Annotated in this window: 10 protein-coding genes and 1 riboswitch; of the genes, 9 read left to right on the top strand and 1 reads right to left on the bottom strand. The window is 44.8% G+C overall.

The window, feature by feature from the left end:
- The first annotated feature begins 1 nt into the window (after position 1).
- From AB5916_RS09850 to AB5916_RS09840, 3 genes are all read left to right on the top strand, one after another.
- Positions 2–2,464 carry a YfhO family protein gene (locus AB5916_RS09850; RefSeq protein ID WP_368190588.1) on the top strand — a complete coding sequence of 821 codons (2,463 nt, stop codon included), beginning with the start codon at positions 2–4 and terminating at the stop codon, positions 2,462–2,464.
- Positions 2,465–2,493: 29 nt separating this feature from the next.
- Positions 2,494–2,669: riboswitch (cobalamin riboswitch) on the top strand.
- 195 nt (positions 2,670–2,864) lie between these two features.
- Positions 2,865–4,151: a sirohydrochlorin cobaltochelatase gene (locus tag AB5916_RS09845; RefSeq protein WP_368190587.1), complete on the top strand. Its 1,287-nt coding sequence runs from the start codon at positions 2,865–2,867 to the stop codon at positions 4,149–4,151.
- A 50-nt stretch (positions 4,152–4,201) separates the two neighbouring features.
- Positions 4,202–4,777 (top strand): hypothetical protein, encoded by a 576-nt coding sequence (locus AB5916_RS09840; RefSeq protein ID WP_368190586.1) that lies wholly within the window; start codon positions 4,202–4,204, stop codon positions 4,775–4,777.
- Between the two features lie 142 nt (positions 4,778–4,919).
- Here the strand turns inward: AB5916_RS09840 and AB5916_RS09835 are convergent, their stop codons facing one another.
- Positions 4,920–6,191, bottom strand: a complete 1,272-nt coding sequence (locus AB5916_RS09835; protein ID WP_368190585.1) for a D-alanyl-D-alanine carboxypeptidase family protein — start codon at positions 6,189–6,191, stop codon at positions 4,920–4,922.
- Between the two features lie 186 nt (positions 6,192–6,377).
- Between AB5916_RS09835 and AB5916_RS09830 the strand changes: the two genes are divergently transcribed.
- The 6 genes from AB5916_RS09830 to AB5916_RS09805 all read left to right on the top strand — a co-directional run bounded on the left by AB5916_RS09830 (position 6,378) and on the right by AB5916_RS09805 (position 15,104).
- On the top strand, positions 6,378–8,243 hold the full coding sequence (locus AB5916_RS09830; RefSeq protein WP_368190583.1) for a glycosyltransferase: 1,866 nt from the start codon (positions 6,378–6,380) through the stop codon (positions 8,241–8,243).
- A gap of 10 nt (positions 8,244–8,253) precedes the next feature.
- On the top strand, positions 8,254–9,216 hold the full coding sequence (locus AB5916_RS09825; protein WP_368190581.1) for a glycosyltransferase family 2 protein: 963 nt from the start codon (positions 8,254–8,256) through the stop codon (positions 9,214–9,216).
- 169 nt (positions 9,217–9,385) lie between these two features.
- Positions 9,386–10,789: an undecaprenyl-phosphate glucose phosphotransferase gene (locus AB5916_RS09820; protein ID WP_158421424.1), complete on the top strand. Its 1,404-nt coding sequence runs from the start codon at positions 9,386–9,388 to the stop codon at positions 10,787–10,789.
- 45 nt (positions 10,790–10,834) lie between these two features.
- Positions 10,835–12,358: an LCP family protein gene (locus AB5916_RS09815; protein ID WP_368190579.1), complete on the top strand. Its 1,524-nt coding sequence runs from the start codon at positions 10,835–10,837 to the stop codon at positions 12,356–12,358.
- A gap of 133 nt (positions 12,359–12,491) precedes the next feature.
- A complete protein-coding gene (locus AB5916_RS09810; protein ID WP_368190577.1) occupies positions 12,492–13,415 on the top strand; it encodes a glycosyltransferase family 2 protein in 924 nt (307 codons plus the stop codon).
- 183 nt (positions 13,416–13,598) lie between these two features.
- A complete protein-coding gene (locus AB5916_RS09805) occupies positions 13,599–15,104 on the top strand; it encodes a S1C family serine protease (protein ID WP_368190576.1) in 1,506 nt (501 codons plus the stop codon).
- Positions 15,105–15,191: the final 87 nt, after the last annotated feature.

Raw genomic sequence — 15,191 nt, 5'->3', positions numbered from 1 at the left:
TATGAAAAAACTTATAAATAAAATAAGCCGGGAGCAGAAGACAAGACTTCTGCTCCTGCTGGTATTGTTTGTCAGCGGCTTGATCGTTTACAGAAATTACATTTTCGGAAATGAGTTGCTGGTGTTCAGCGATGTAGGGGGAGATACCCTGGAGCAGTACACCATGCATTATGCAACCATAGTCAATCATCTTCGTGAAGGAAATTTTTCTCTGTGGGATTTTAACAATGGCTTTGGAACCAGTATGTTTAACCTGAATCTGTTTGACCCGTCCCTGATGGTGCTGTATGCCCTGGGAGTGATCCTTGGACCTGCACACATGCTGTTTTTCCTGGTATGGATACAGATCGGAAGGATCCTGGCAGCAGGCTGGGTTTTTTACTGGTTCCTGTCAGAATTTTCCTTTAGCAGGCAGAGCAAATTTATATTCAGCTTTGCCTATGGACTTAGCGGTTATCTTCTTGTTTGGGGACAGCATTATCAGTTTGGAATGGTAACGGTGTATTTTCCGCTATTACTTTTATTCTGCGAGAAATTTTTAAGAAAAGAGAAAAAATGGAAGCTGTTTCCGGTAATGGTATTTTTTTGTGGGATCTACAGTGTGTATTTCACATATATGTGCCTGGCGGGAACCGGCCTGTATCTTCTGTTCCGGGTAATCTCCCTGAATGGGCTTACCATCCGGCAGAGGATGGGGAAATTTGCAGGCGGCTGTCTGCTTATGCTGTTGGGACTTGGGATGAGCTTTGCAGTTTTTCTTCCTATGGCATCCATTCTTTTAAATGTAACATCCAGAGTGGAACAGAAGAGGACCCTGGCAGATCTTTTAAAAAGGTGTTTTACCCTGAATAAGCAGGAATATTATGAAACCCTTCTGCTTCGTCCTTTTTCCACGAATTTCCAGAATCTGCAGGAACTGGGAGACAAGAAATACTATGGCTTCTGGAATTATTATGAGGATCCGGTGCTGTTTGTTTCTGTTCTGGCAGTTTTCCTGGCAGTGCAGTTCCTGCTTTTGTTCTGGAAAAGCAATGAGACAAAGCGTACCAGAAGGACTGCTTATGGTGGAGCCTTGTTTATGTTGCTTCTGATGATCTTCCCTGTAGGCGGTTATGCCTTTAATGCTTTTGCTACGGTTACATACAGATATACTTTCCTGCTGCTCCCTATGATTCTTCTGGCAGCAGCCTGGACCTGGGATTATCTGAAAAAGGGCGGCAGAGCCAGCATTATAGGTGTGGTTCTGGTTTGTATCTTTATGTATAAAGCCTGCAGGATGGGCTATGAGGACAGTCTTTTTGCTGAATACAGACAGAACGCAGTGATCACGGCTGTAACCGGAACAGTAATGGCAGTTGTACTTTTGCTGGTGAACCGGTTGAAAGTAAAAGGGGAGCAGGTGCTTTTTAGCCTTTTGGCACTGGCTATGGCTGCGAATGTGATCTGTGAGGGAACTGTTGGCTATGAAGACAGAATGTCCCTGAAAAAAGAGGATACACCGGCAGAAACAGTGGTGCAGGTAACGGATGATTATCTTGAGAAGATCGTTGAGGATCCGTCCGAGCAGCAGGCAAGAGATTTTATTGACAAGCCCCAGGCATATTTCCGGGAGCTTTACAGTCAGGACATCCAGGACATTCTGGGATTTTTAAGGGAAACAGACAAAAGCTTTTACCGGGTGGAAAAGGACTTTTCGTCTGCGACGATTTCCATGGATTCCCTGGCTCAGGGGTACAGAGGGGTCAGCACCTATAATTCTGTAATGAACAGCAATGTAAAGGATTTTGTAAACACATGTATCCCAAGCTTTTATTATGCAGACCGGAACAGGTATACCTTTTGGGATAATGCTATGAACAACTGGTTTGCAGCCTTTACAGGGGTAAGATACCTGATCTCCAAGAATAGCAGCCTGGATAGCAGCAAATATACGCTGATCCGTCAGTTTGGCAGTATGTATCTGTATCAAAATGTACGGGAAAGCGATGTGGCAAGGTTTTATGATGAAACGGTATCAGAAAGCAGCCTGCGGGAAGCGGATAAAAAGATCCGGAAGAAGTTTTTAAGTAATGCCATTGTGCTGGAGGATGGAGAAGACAGGGAAAGTGCGGCAGGCCTTGGGAAATCCCAGGCAAAGAAGGGATCAAAGGTTGTGCTGGATGCCCCTCAGAAGGACACACTGGTAACAGGCAGTATCCAAGCGGCTTCAGATGGATATGTACTTTTTATGATTCCTTATGAGGATGGATGGAGTCTTAAGATCGATGGAGAAGACACAAAGCTGCAGAAAGGGGACTTAGGCTTCCTTGCATGTAAAGTAAAAGAAGGAAATCATGCCCTTACCCTTACTTATCATGCACCATTGCTGAAAGAAGGAATCCTGCTAAGTCTGGCATTCTGGATTATCTATCTTATGTTTACTGTATATACATTTTTTGTTCATAGAAAAGACACAATTATATGATAACTATTAGATATCCGAATTGAATATGTATAAAGTTGTAGCGTACAGGTAGCATCATTTCATGATGCGTAAAAGAGAATCCGGTGTGAATCCGGAACGATGCCGTCACTGTGTAAGGGAGCTGCTTCAGAGCCCACTGGGAGACCGGGAAGGGGAAGCAGTGTAGAACGAAGTCAGGAGAACTGCCTTTGCGTGGGATTGTGGATCTGCGGGACACAGAACCAGTATTCTCATAACATTATATGATCATATAGTTTACTGTCGGTATACTTCTGCGAAGAGGGAGAAGCATCTGACAAAAGGAACGAATATGTTGATGAGAAGCATTGCGGTCGCAGAAATGTGACCGCTGTTTTTATGCATAGTTCGTCCGGAAATACGAAAAAAAGAGGAAAAAATAATGAAGCGCAAAACAATTATGGCACTGCTCCTGTCTGTATCCATGGCAGCAAGCATGACATGTGCAGCAACAGCAGCATTTGCAGAGACAGAGGACGCAGCAGAGACAACAGACGACACAGAAGCAGCAGATGACGCAGAAGCAACAGACGACGCAGAAGCAGCAGACGATGCAGAGGAAACAGATGATGCATCTGCTGAGGACGCAGACCAGGAGGCAGCAGATAAAGTGGCAGCTCTTATTGATGCGATCTACGTACAGGAGAGAACAGACGATACAGATGCACAGTGCACAGAAGCAAAAGAAGCATGGGATGCACTGACAGATGCACAGAAGGAACTGGTAGAGGGAGAAGAGGCAAGCCCTGAGTATTTCGGAAGAGATACAGGAGACGCTTCCAAGGATGATCCGAGAAACCAGGATGAGATCGGTGAGAATGAGATTCTGGTTGTAAGCTTTGGTACTTCTTTTAATGATAGCCGTGCACAGGATATCAAGGGTATCGAGGATGCACTTCAGGAAGCATATCCGGACTGGTCTGTAAGAAGGGCATTTACAGCTCAGATCATCATCAACCATGTACAGGCAAGAGATGATGAGCATATCGATAATATGCAGCAGGCACTTGACCGTGCAGTTGCAAACGGAGTTAAGAATCTGGTTGTACAGCCTACACACCTGATGCATGGCGCAGAGTATGATGAGATGACAGCTGCTATTGAGGAATATAAAGACAAATTCGAGTCTGTAGCTATTGCAGAGCCAATGCTGGGTGAGGTTGGAGAAGATGCTACAGTGATCAATGAGGATAAAGAAGCTGTAGCAAAAGCTATCACAGATGAGGCTGTAAAGACTGCAGATTATGACAGCATGGAAGCTGCTGCTGAAGATGGTACAGCTTTCGTATTTATGGGTCATGGAACATCCCATACAGCAAATGTTACTTACGACCAGATGCAGACACAGATGGAGAACCTTGGATTTACAAACGCATTCATCGGTACTGTAGAGGGTGAGCCGGAAGACACAGCATGCGATGCTGTAATCGCTAAAGTAAAAGATGCTGGTTTCAAGAAAGTGATTCTTCGTCCGCTGATGGTTGTTGCAGGTGATCATGCAAACAATGATATGGCTGGAGATGACGACGATTCCTGGAAGAGCATGTTTGAGGCATCCGGAGAATTTGACAGCGTAGACTGCCAGATCGAAGGACTTGGAAGAATCGATGCAGTAGAACAGCTGTATGTAGAGCATACAAAAGCAGCTATCGACAGCTTAGCAAAATAAACGGACATGTGGCCATTTGACCACATCACCATAAAGGAGAAAAGAAAGTTATGAAGCGTTCATTAGCCATTTTAGTATCAGCATTAAGTATTTCTGCTATGACAGTTCCTATGACATTGCCGGTATGGGCAGAGGCAGCAGACACCAAAGAAGAAGCATCCGATACACAGGATCTGGAGGATGGAGTTTACATTGTTGACTTTAATACAGACAGCAGCATGTTCCACACAAATGAGGCATGCGAGGGCAAAGGCCAGCTTACTGTAGAAGACGGCAAAATGACCCTTCATATCTCTCTTGTATCCAAGAACATTGTGAATCTTTTCCCAGGGCTTGCTGAGGATGCACAGAAGGATGACGCAGAGCTGCTTCAGCCTACCACAGATACGGTTACCTATAAGGATGGTTTATCAGATGAAGTGTATGGCTTTGATGTTCCTGTAGAGGCTCTTGATCAGGATTTTGACCTTGCTATTATCGGTACTAAGGGCAAATGGTATGATCATACAGTAAGCGTAAGCAATCCGGAGGAGATGAATGATGACAACAAGCTTCCTGTAGAGGTTGCTGAAGATGAGGCAGAAGATACCGAGAATACAGCAGAAGATACAGAAGATGCAGAATAATCATTAAGCAGATGTATCCACCATATATGAAAGCCAGCCGATCGCGTTTCGGCTGGCTTTTATTATGGTGGATATATTCGCTTTATGATGCATCCTTTACTGATTGAACAGGCACAGGGGCTTATAAGTTTGGATCCTGATATCAGGACTTGATGATCTTGATCATTTTAATAAATAACAGAAGAAGGATCAGGAATGCCACGCCTCCGATCACTGCATAAGGCGCATAGGAGGTGGACTGGGAATAGGCCTTTGCGGCTTCCATATTCGCCTGTCCATTGGTATAAAGAGAGGTGTCCTGTTCCTGTTCCGGCTCCATCACAGCAGTACCAACCTGTACACCGCTGTAGAAGTAAGTGCGGTTCACCTGGTCGCCTGCAGGTGTGTCCTGGATCGTCAGGCTGTCCGCTGAGGCACCGGCAGGTACGATCACCTGACCTCCGGACATCAGGGAAAAATCATCCTGACCTAAGGTAAGAAGCTGGAAATTGGAAAATCCATAATCCAGAAGAGTGATGGCTTCATCATCTGTCTGGCCGGAGGCTCCTTTTAAAATAACGCAGATCAATGTGACATCATTACGCTGTGCACTGCATACAAGCGTGCTTTGGGAAGCTTCTGTAAATCCTTCCTTGCCGCCAAGACAGCCCTGGTAGTAAGCATCTGAACTGTTGTTGGTCATGGTGAATTTACTGGTAAGTGATCTGGCTCCGCCGGATACATTGGTTGCCGGAATGGTGTAGGTATTTGCGCTGGCAATAGGAGAAAAGGAAGGATTCTCTGTAGCTGCTTTCATGATCAATGCCATATCATGGGCTGTGGTATGCTGATTCTCATCAGGAAGCCCGGTAGGGTTGGTGAACACTGTGTTGGTACAGCCAAGCTGGGCAGCCCTGGTATTCATCATGGCAACAAAGTTTTCAACGGATCCGCCGACATGCTCTGCAACCTGAAGAGCGATATCATTGGCAGAGGCAACCATGATGGCGTACAGGCATTGTTCCATGGTAAAAACTTCGTCCAGCTGTGCGGAAATGTTGGCTCCTCCATCAGTAACACCGGAAACGCCGGTAGCTGTCATGGTTACTTCATCTGTAAGATTACTGTTCTCTAAAGCAAGAAGACAGGTCATGATCTTGACAGTGCTCCCGGGATAAAGAACCTCATCCATATTCTTGGCGTACAGGGTAGTACCGGTACTGTCTTCAAGGATCACAGCGGCTTCGGAAGTGATCTCAGGCCCTTGGGGCCATCCTGAAATCTGGTTGGTGGTGATACTTGAGGCGGCAGTATCTGTAGCAGCCTCTTCTGCAAATGCAGGGCTTCCCAGGATCAGGGAAGCAGACAGCCCGGCAGAGAGCAGAAGGGAAAAAACAGTCCGTTTTCTGCAGGGGGATTTCTTTTGCTTTTTCATTGTATAGATTATCTCCTGTTATATTTTTATTTCATTTGTCAGCTGTTTCAGACATTTACAGCTTAATATTTTTATCATAACATATCTGCAATCAGAAATAGTATATCACATTTACTCCATTTCTTGCAAAAAATATAGTAGAATGTTAAAATGAACAGTAATAATAAAACAGAGGTAAAAGAAAATATGAGTAAACAAAAATCATCAGGGATGAAGATCCAATGGGGGCGTCTTCTGAAGAAGCTGTCTCCCTATACCATCCAGAAAGGGTTTCGCTATCTGAAGCATTATGGCCCCAGGGAGTTCTGGATCCGTCTTCACGAACGGTTTGAGCCTGAGGAGGTTCCTTACGATCCCTGGTATGAAGCATATATTCCAGATGAGACAGCGCTGGAGAAGCAGAGAAAGCATCCTTTTGCCTATGCGCCTAAGATCAGTGTAGTAGTACCTGCTTACCGTACACCGTCTGTCTTTTTAAAACAGATGCTGGAGTCGGTCCTTGCACAGACTTATGCTAACTGGGAGCTTTGCATTGCAAATGGCAGCCCTGAGGACAAAGAGATGTGTCAGATCCTGGATGGATACCAGACACAGGATCCGAGGATACGCTGGCAGCCATTGAAGGCCAACCTGGGGATCGCAGAAAATACAAATGCCGCTTTTGAAATGGCACAGGGCGACTATATCGGACTGATGGATCATGATGATCTGCTGGCTCCCAATGCTTTGTTTGAAGTGGTACAGGCTCTCAATACAGATCCCAGACCAGAGGTTGTATATACAGACGAAGATAAGGTGACCATGGATCTGAAGGAACATTTTCAGCCTCATCTGAAGCCGGATTTTAACCTGGATCTTTTACGCTCCAATAATTATATCTGCCATTTTTTTACTGTATCCCGGGCTATTATGGAGAAGGTTGGCGGATTTCGCAGGGAATACGATGGTGCCCAGGATTATGATTTTATTTTCCGATGTGTGGAGGCTGCAGGCTGTGTGGCGCATGTACCGGAGATTTTATATCACTGGAGGACACATAAAGCATCTACTGCTGACAATCCTGCAAGTAAGATGTATGCCTTTGATGCAGGCAAACGGGCGATTGAGGCTCACCTTGAAAGAACCGGCACGCCGGGTGTGGTAAGCCATACCAAGGATCTGGGCTTCTACAGAGTGAAGTACCCGGTACAGGGTTCTCCCCTTGTGTCTGTGATCATTCCCAATAAGGATGAAAAGGATACGCTTCAGGCCTGTATCCGGTCTATCCGTGAGAATACCTCTTATAAGCATTATGAGATCCTGATCGTTGAGAATAACAGTACCACTGATGAGATATTTGAATACTATAAGCAGCTGTCAAAGGAGCCGGATGTAAGGATCCTGCACTGGAATGGAGTTTTCAATTATTCAGCTATTAATGATTTTGGAGCAAAAAATGCCAGAGGGGATTATTTCCTTTTCCTGAATAATGACATTACAGTGATCACACCGGATTGGATGGAGGAAATGCTGGGTGTCTGCCAGAGACGGGAAGTGGGAGCTGTAGGCGTGAAGCTTCTTTATCCGGATAACACCATCCAGCATGCAGGCTGTGTGGTAGGTATGGGAGGCATTGCAGGCCATATGTTTGTAGATATGCCAGCCGAGAGGACAGGATATCTGCATAAAGCATCTCTTCTTCAGGACATGAGCGCAGTGACGGCAGCCTGCATGATGGTAAAAAGAGATGCTTTTGAAAAGGCTGGCGGTTTTACAAAGGAACTTGCGGTAGCTTTTAATGATGTGGATCTTTGTTTGAAAATACGCAGGGAAGGATACCTGGTGGTGTATGATCCTTATGCAAAGCTTTATCATATGGAGTCCAAAACAAGAGGTCTGGAGGACAGTAAAGACAAAGTAAGGCGCTTTCAGACAGAGATCGAATATATGAGAAGCCACTGGATCCAGATCCTGAAAAAGGGGGATCCTTATTACAATAAGAATCTGTCTCTTACAAAGTGGAACTATTCCCTGAAACCACTTCCGGGGATGAAGAACAGGAAAGGGCAATAAGGAGGAATACATGCAGGAAGTTGAAGTTTCAGTGGTAATACCCAATTATAATGGGATGGCATATCTGGATGGTGTATTGTCAAGCCTGGAATGCCAGACATTCCGGGATTTTGAGGTGATCCTGGTGGATAATGGTTCTGCTGACGGAAGTACATCCTTTGCAGCAGCCAGTTATCCCTGGGTACGGGTGATCGAGCTTCCAGATAATTATGGGTTCAGCCGTGCTGTCAATGAAGGGATAAAAGCGTCTGCAGCAGAATATGTGCTGCTTTTGAATAATGATACAGAAGTTGAAAAGGATTTTGTAAATGAGATGCTGTCTGCAATCAAAAGGCATAGCAATGCTTTTTCCTGTGCAGGCAAAATGGTTCAGTTTAATGACCGGGACAAGCTGGATGACGCAGGCAATTATTATTGTGCGCTTGGCTGGGCTTTTGCAAGAGGAAAGGGCAAGAGTATCCATACTTATGATCAGGAGGAGCAGGTGTTTGCTACCTGTGCCGGAGCTGCCATTTACAGAAGGGAATTCCTGGATAAGACCGGATATTTTGATGAAGAGCATTTTGCATATCTGGAGGATCTGGATGTGTGCTACCGTGCAAGGATCATGGGCTATGAGAACTGGTATGCACCAAAGGCAGTGGTCTACCATGTAGGCAGCGGCACCAGCGGTTCCAGGTATAATCAGTTCAAAACAAGATATTCATCAAGAAATAATATTTATCTGATCTATAAAAATATGCCGATTCTGCAGATCATTCTGAATCTTCCTTTTATGATCCCGGGCTTTGTGGTAAAGATCCTGTTTTTTACCTTAAAAGGTATGGGACGGGAATATCTGGCAGGGATCAAGAATGGTTTCCAGATCAGCAAGAAAGACCGTAAAGTACGTTTTTCCATAAAGAATCTGCCAAATTATCTGAAGATACAACTGGAATTATGGGTAAACATCATACGCAGGTTCCGTGGATAAATAAGGGAAAACTTAACTGCTTCGTAACTGTTCGGTATCCTCACCGTTACTATCTGCTGAATAGTTATCCTTTTTCATGAAATTTTTATAAATTGTATTTCAAGATTTTATTGCAATTATGTTGCATCTATTATAAGATAAGTAGAGCGAAAAAATGAGGTGACAGGAATTGATTAAGGACAACCAGAAAAATTTCAGTCTTCTCCATGTGGCAATAGATGCCTGTATGATTATCCTGGCGTATATTTTTGCCTGGGCATTACGATTTATAGGCCCCTTTGCAGCGACAGCAGTGCGTACCCGATCCTTTGAACAGTACATGTTCGCACTGCTTTTTATTGTTCCGGCATACCTGATGATGTATCATGCATTTTCTCTTTATGAGCCAATGCGTATGCAGGGCAGGCGTCTTGTGCTTGCCAGTGTGATCAAGGCCAATACTCTTGGTATTCTTCTGACCACATTTGTACTGTATTATATTGAGGAAGGGGATATTTCCCGTTCCATGCTGATCATGTTTTACTGCATCAATATTTTCCTGGATTTTAGTGCCAGGATGGCAGTATATTATATCCTGCGCAACATGCGTAAGAAGGGCTTGAATCAGAAACAGGTGCTGCTTGTGGGATACAGCCGCGCAGCAGAAGAATACATTGACCGTATCCAGCAAAATCCTCAGTGGGGTTATATTGTGCGGGGGATTCTGGATGACAACGTAGAAGCAGGTACTGTTTACAAAGGGATCAAAGTCATTGGAAGGATCGCAAACCTGATGGTGATACTGCCTGCAAACAGACTGGACGAGATTGCCATTACTCTTGGCCTTTCTGAGTATTACCGGCTGGAGCAGATCGTTGCCATGTGTGAGAAGTCAGGAGTTCATACCAAATTTATTCCGGACTACAGTACCATTATACCCACCAAGCCATATACAGAAGATATACTGGGACTTCCGGTGATCAATATACGTTATGTGCCGCTAAGCAACACTTTTAATGCAATGGTAAAGAGGATCATGGATGTTCTGGGCTCTATTGCAGCTATTATTGTTGCTTCTCCTGTGATGTTGCTGATGTGCATACTGATCAAGGCCACATCCAGGGGACCGCTGATCTATAAGCAGGAGCGGGTAGGGCTTCACAATAAGACATTCTGGATGTATAAGTTCAGATCCATGGAGGTACAGCCGGAGTCAGAAGAGAAGAAAGCCTGGACAGTGAAGAATGATCCCAGAGTTACCGGCATTGGTAAATTCATGAGACGAACAAGCATAGATGAGCTGCCCCAGCTGTTCAATATCCTGAAAGGGGATATGAGCCTGGTAGGCCCAAGGCCCGAGAGGCCTTTCTTTGTGGAGAAGTTCAGGGAAGAAATTCCCAGATATATGGTGAAGCACCAGGTACGTCCGGGACTGACCGGATGGGCACAGGTAAACGGCTACAGGGGAGATACATCCATCCGTAAAAGGATTGAGTGTGACTTATATTACATTGAGAACTGGACCGTTAGCTTTGATATCAAAATATTGTTCCTTACATTTTTTAAGGGATTTATTAATAAAAATGCATACTAACAGAGAATACTAAGGGATGCAGAATAACCAAGAAGGGAAAAGAGTATGGCAGGAAAAGGAAAAAAGAAGAAGAGAATCCTCTTCGCAATTGAGATCATTGTTCTTCTGCTGTTTATTGGCGGACTGTATGTGTATGGACAGATTTCAGCCAGGATGGACAAGCTTGTAAAGAACAAAGTAACAGAATCTTCCGGCGAACGGGCAGCTTTCGATGATTCTAAGATAGTTACTAATGATACAGCTCCCAAGATGACAGGCTACAGAACATATGCACTGTTCGGTATTGACCACAGATCTAAGAATGCTTCTTTGGGTTCTGAGAACAGCGATACCATGATCATTGCCAGCATTAACAATGATACACAGGAGGTACGTCTGGTATCTATTTACCGTGATACACTTCTGAATATTGGCAATGGTACTTATGCCAAGGCAAATGCAGCTTATGCATACGGTGGTCCGGAGCAGGCTATTTCCATGCTGAATACCAACCTGGATCTGAATATTACGGATTATGCTACTGTAGATTTTAATGCACTGACTGCAGCAGTGGACGCAGTTGGCGGCCTGGAGATCCCTCTTTCCTATGCAGAGATGGTTCATATGAACAGTTACTGTAAAGAAACATCAGAGGAAACAGATAAGGAATATACACCGGTAGAACTTCCGGATCCTAAGCCTGAAGATGAGGAAGCTATTTATAATATTTACCATTTGAATGGTGTGCAGGTTACTTCTTACTGCCGTATCCGCTATACAGCCAGCCTGGATATGGGACGTACAGAGCGTCAGCGTAAGGTAATCCAGATGCTGACCCAGAAGCTGAAGAAAGCCGGTCTGACTACTATTTTCAATATTATGGATGAGGTGTTCCCAATGGTGGAAACATCCCTTACCAAGACCGAGATCCTGAATATGATTCCAACACTTCTTGGATATCATGTGGATCAGACTACAGGTTTCCCACTTAATTATAAGTTCTCCAATGTAAGAGGAAGTATTATTGTAGCGGATTCCCTGGAGTCCAATGTAAAGCAGCTTCATGAGTTCCTGTATGGTTCTTCTGAGAATTATACACCTTCACAGAATATTCTTGATGCAAGTGCCAAGATCATTGCCATCGTAGGAGGCGCTGACAAGCTTCAGGATGAGGCTCCTGCAGTCAGCGAGGATGACGGAAACGGAAATAATGAATTCTTCTGGCAGGATGACGGAAGCGGCGGCAATGCCTGGGATAACGGAAACGGTGGCTATTCGGATCCAAATAATGGAGGAACTACCGGTGGAGGAGACAGTTCCAGCGGTGATGATAATGGCAGCACCGGTGGTGATTATGTGGATCCAGGCACCGGAGGAGATACTACCGGTGGAGGAGATACCAGCGGTGGAGGCAATACAGGCGGTGACTATGTAGATCCGGGCACCGGCGGAGATACTACCGGTGGAGGAGATGTCAGTGGCGGCGGAGATACCAGCGGTGGAGGAGATATCAGCGGTGGAGATGCCGGCGGCGGTGATGTGATCCAGGATGATGTGATCGTTGATTATGAAAGCGTGGAAGGCGCTTAACAGATAAAGCAGGCTGTTGCATAAAGCATCTGCAGTGAATGAATATATATTCCTAAAAGGCAGTATATTATTCCTGACAAGTGTATTTATGCAGCAGCCCTTTTTATTTCAATTCAATGGGAAAGGAAAAAAAATGAAAAATGTAGATGTGATCATTCCCACATACCATCCGGGAAAGGATTTTTATCAGCTTCTGAAAAGGCTGGATCAGCAGACCAGACCGATTCACAGAATACTTGTGATGAATACAGAAGAAAGCGGCTGGAAGCCGGAATGGGAAAAGGAGTTCAGCCAGCTGCAGGTTTACCATCTTCAAAAGTCTGACTTTGATCATGGCGGCACCAGGAAAAAGGCGGCAGAGCTGTCTTTGGCTGATTTTATGATCTTTATGACCCAGGACGCCCTTCCGGCAGATGAATACCTGGTGGAGCATCTTTTAAAGCCTCTTGAAGCAGATGAAAAGGTGGGGGCAGCATACGCAAGACAGCTGCCCAAACAGGACTGCCGCTTTATAGAATGCTATACAAGATCTTTTAATTATCCATCGGTTTCTTCTGTAAAATGGGAGAAGGATACAGGCATATACGGGATCAAGACATATTTTTGCTCCAATGTATGTGCAGCCTACAACAAGGAGATTTACAAAGAAGTAGGTGGATTCGTGGATCGAGCCATTTTTAATGAAGATATGATCTATGCAGGCAATATGGCTAAAAAAGGATATGGAATCGCATATCAGGCAGATGCCTGTGTGTACCATTCTCATAATTATTCCTGCAGCCAGCAGTTCCATAGAAATTTTGATCTGGGCGTGTCCCAGGCAGAGCATCCGGAGATCTTCGACTCTGTTCCTTCCGAAGGGGAGGGGATGAAGCTGGTAAAGCAGACTTTGGGTTATCTTCTGAAAAGCGGACATATATGGCTGGTTCCGCAACTGGTGCTCCAAAGTGGAAGCAAGTACCTGGGGTACAAAATGGGAAAGGGATATATGAAACTGTCGCCCAAAACGGTTCTTAAGTGCACAATGAATCGGGAATATTGGAAAAGAAAAGAATAGTTGGTTTCTGTCACTGTTTTTTTAAATATCCATCACAAATTAAACACATTTCATTGTTACACTTTTTTTATGTAATGATTACAGTGTCAAAAGGTCTGAACCCACTTGTGATTACGCAAGGACGGGGAAGCGACTTGGGGATTATTTTACCATAGCGAGAAAGACAGAAGGGAGCAGATGGATATGGACGAGGAGAAAAGCCGGGGGACAGATTCCCAGGAAAATACAGTAAATGACAGCTCCGGGGATATAACCTATCACTATACAAGACCACAATATGGACAGTATCGGTTTCATGAAGAACAGCAAACGACCAGAGAAGATCAGGATGAAGAAGACACCAGCAAGGTGAAAGTTACGTTAGAAGGCAAAGACAGGAAGCCAGTACCTTTTAAGAAAAAGCTGGCAGCTACGATAGTACTGGCAGTGATATTTGGAATGGTAGCAGGAACTGTTTTTCAGGCAACCAATATCCTGTCTCAGAAATATTTTGGCACAGCATCTGCCACAGATACAAAAGTATCCACTACAGAATCAGTTCCGGAGACAGTGGCTGCTTCAGACAATATCACAGATACTTCATCAGTGCAGGATACAGCTAATGAAAAAGGCACAGTGGCAGCCGTGGCAAAAGCTACCATGCCTTCAGTGGTTGCTATTACGTCTGTAAGCATTCAGGAGATCACCAGCTTTTTCGGATATGGCATGGAATATCCAAGCACAGGCAGTGGATCTGGGATCATTGTAGGAGAGAATGATGATGAGCTTCTGATCGCTACCAACAACCATGTGATCGAGGGTGCTACTACCTTGAGTGTGTGCTTTATCGGAGATGATGTGGTGAATGCAGAAAAAGAGACAAGAAATGTAGCCAGCGGTGACGGAGATATTAATATTGATGATGCAGTTTCTGCGAAGATCAAAGGAACCGATGAAACTAATGACTTGGCAGTGATTGCTGTAGAGAAAAAGGATATCCCAGAAGATACCATGAGTGAGATCAAGATTGCACAGTTAGGCAGTTCTGATGATCTTGTGGTAGGAGAGCAGGTAGTTGCCATAGGAAATGCCCTTGGTTATGGTCAGACAGTCACTTCCGGATGGGTAAGTGCCCTGAATCGTACCATTACCTTGGAAGGAGGAAGCACCGCTTCCAATCTGATCCAGACAGATGCAGCTATCAATCCTGGTAACAGCGGTGGTGCCCTCTTGAATATGAAGGGCGAACTGATCGGGATCAACTGTGCAAAATATGCATCCAGTGATGTGGAAGGTACAGGGTACGCTATTCCTATTTCCGAGGCTCAGCCCATCTTAGAAGATCTTATGAACCGGAAGACAAGGGATAAGGTGTCCGGTTCCTCCAAAGCCGGATATCTGGATGTGGAGGTGACAGATCTTACTGCAGGTGCCATCCAGATGTACAATATGCCATCCGGTGCTTTTGTTATGAGAGTTACACCAGGCGGCGCAGCGGAGCAGGCAGGTATCCAGAAAAATGACATTATTGTAAAATTTGACGGACAAACAGTGAGCGGACGATCAGATTTGGTAGAGAAGCTGTCTTATTATACTGCCGGAGAAACGATAGATGTGGTGGTTGCACGGCCGGATGATGGCGAATATAAAGAACAGACCATCAGCGTTACCCTTGCATCCAGAGACAACCAGGGACATAATAATGCCTGATATAACCTCTGGTGTTTTGACACCAAAATCTTACCTATAGGACATTTCATGAGAGCTGCGTTGGCGGATCTGAGTTTCAGATACGTT

This window comes from Blautia sp. 1033sp1_1033st1_G9_1033SCRN_220408 (assembly GCF_040929965.1).
In the GTDB taxonomy this organism is placed as follows: Bacteria; Bacillota; Clostridia; order Lachnospirales; family Lachnospiraceae; genus Blautia_A; species Blautia_A ammoniilytica.
This window is presented reverse-complemented; position numbering and strand designations above follow the sequence as displayed.